This is a genomic window from Streptomyces sp. NPDC058401 (genome assembly GCF_042722885.1).
Lineage (GTDB): Bacteria > Actinomycetota > Actinomycetes > Streptomycetales > Streptomycetaceae > Streptomyces.
Genome location: NZ_JBHXKA010000248.1, coordinates 2,604 through 5,118, shown reverse-complemented (window position 1 = coordinate 5,118; position 2,515 = coordinate 2,604). Strand labels below are relative to the sequence as shown.

Sequence of the window (2,515 nt, the reverse complement as noted above, 5' to 3'; positions counted from 1 at the left end):
GCAGTGGACGGTCGGTCTTATTCCGACATGACTGTCCCGCTCTAAGTGCGTGTGCACCCGATTACGGGTAAACATTCATGGAGAGTTTGATCCTGGCTCAGGACGAACGCTGGCGGCGTGCTTAACACATGCAAGTCGAACGATGAAGCCCTTCGGGGTGGATTAGTGGCGAACGGGTGAGTAACACGTGGGCAATCTGCCCTTCACTCTGGGACAAGCCCTGGAAACGGGGTCTAATACCGGATAACACTCCTGCCTGCATGGGCGGGGGTTAAAAGCTCCGGCGGTGAAGGATGAGCCCGCGGCCTATCAGCTTGTTGGTGGGGTAATGGCCCACCAAGGCGACGACGGGTAGCCGGCCTGAGAGGGCGACCGGCCACACTGGGACTGAGACACGGCCCAGACTCCTACGGGAGGCAGCAGTGGGGAATATTGCACAATGGGCGAAAGCCTGATGCAGCGACGCCGCGTGAGGGATGACGGCCTTCGGGTTGTAAACCTCTTTCAGCAGGGAAGAAGCGAAAGTGACGGTACCTGCAGAAGAAGCGCCGGCTAACTACGTGCCAGCAGCCGCGGTAATACGTAGGGCGCAAGCGTTGTCCGGAATTATTGGGCGTAAAGAGCTCGTAGGCGGCTTGTCACGTCGGATGTGAAAGCCCGAGGCTTAACCTCGGGTCTGCATTCGATACGGGCTAGCTAGAGTGTGGTAGGGGAGATCGGAATTCCTGGTGTAGCGGTGAAATGCGCAGATATCAGGAGGAACACCGGTGGCGAAGGCGGATCTCTGGGCCATTACTGACGCTGAGGAGCGAAAGCGTGGGGAGCGAACAGGATTAGATACCCTGGTAGTCCACGCCGTAAACGTTGGGAACTAGGTGTTGGCGACATTCCACGTCGTCGGTGCCGCAGCTAACGCATTAAGTTCCCCGCCTGGGGAGTACGGCCGCAAGGCTAAAACTCAAAGGAATTGACGGGGGCCCGCACAAGCAGCGGAGCATGTGGCTTAATTCGACGCAACGCGAAGAACCTTACCAAGGCTTGACATATACCGGAAAGCATTAGAGATAGTGCCCCCCTTGTGGTCGGTATACAGGTGGTGCATGGCTGTCGTCAGCTCGTGTCGTGAGATGTTGGGTTAAGTCCCGCAACGAGCGCAACCCTTGTCCTGTGTTGCCAGCATGCCCTTCGGGGTGATGGGGACTCACAGGAGACCGCCGGGGTCAACTCGGAGGAAGGTGGGGACGACGTCAAGTCATCATGCCCCTTATGTCTTGGGCTGCACACGTGCTACAATGGCCGGTACAATGAGCTGCGATACCGTGAGGTGGAGCGAATCTCAAAAAGCCGGTCTCAGTTCGGATTGGGGTCTGCAACTCGACCCCATGAAGTCGGAGTTGCTAGTAATCGCAGATCAGCATTGCTGCGGTGAATACGTTCCCGGGCCTTGTACACACCGCCCGTCACGTCACGAAAGTCGGTAACACCCGAAGCCGGTGGCCCAACCCGTAAGGGAGGGAGCTGTCGAAGGTGGGACTGGCGATTGGGACGAAGTCGTAACAAGGTAGCCGTACCGGAAGGTGCGGCTGGATCACCTCCTTTCTAAGGAGCACAGTACCGATTGCAGACAAACGTTCTGCACGGTCAGCTCAGGGTGGAACGTTGATTAGTTGGCACGGTTTCCAAAACCTTCTGTGAGTACTGCTTCGGCGTGGAAAACAGATTGAGTGGCGGGGATCGTGCTTGGCACGTTGTTGGGTATCTGAGGGTACGGCCGAAAGGCTTTATCTTCGCGATGCCGGCCCCAGTGAACTTCGTCTGCGGATGAGGGTGATGGGTGACTGGTCGTTGCTTGAGAACTACACAGTGGACGCGAGCATCTGTAGGCCAAGTTTTTAAGGGCGCACGGTGGATGCCTTGGCACCAGGAACCGATGAAGGACGTGAGAGGCCGCGATAGGCCCCGGGGAGCTGCCAACTGAGCTTTGATCCGGGGGTGTCCGAATGGGGAAACCCGGCAGTCGTCATGGGCTGTCACCCACTGCTGAACACATAGGCAGTGTGGAGGGAACGCGGGGAAGTGAAACATCTCAGTACCCGCAGGAAGAGAAAACAACCGTGATTCCGGGAGTAGTGGCGAGCGAAACCGGATGAGGCCAAACCGTATGCGTGTGATACCCGGCAGGGGTTGCGCATGCGGGGTTGTGGGAATTCTTTTGATCGGTCTGCCGGCCGGTCGGCGAGTCAGAAACCGTTGATGTAGTCGAAGGACATGCGAAAGGTCCGGCGTAGAGGGTAAGACCCCCGTAGACGAAACATTAACGGCTTGCTTAAGAATCTCCCAAGTAGCACGGGGCCCGAGAAATCCCGTGTGAATCTGGCGGGACCACCCGCTAAGCCTAAATATTCCCTGGTGACCGATAGCGGATAGTACCGTGAGGGAATGGTGAAAAGTACCGCGGGAGCGGAGTGAAATAGTACCTGAAACCGTGTGCCTACAAGCCGTGGGAGCGTCGCTG

Annotated in this window: 2 rRNA genes (1 of these 2 running past the window's edge); both read left to right on the top strand. The window is 57.5% G+C overall.

Features of this window, described 5'->3' with window-relative positions:
* Positions 1 to 74: 74 nt before the first annotated feature.
* Positions 75 to 1,599, top strand: a 16S ribosomal RNA gene (locus ACFWNV_RS39210).
* A gap of 283 nt (positions 1,600 to 1,882) precedes the next feature.
* Positions 1,883 to 2,515: ribosomal RNA gene (locus ACFWNV_RS39205) — 23S ribosomal RNA — on the top strand; it runs 2,571 nt beyond the window's last position.
* The 16S and 23S rRNA genes sit together here, the layout of an rRNA operon.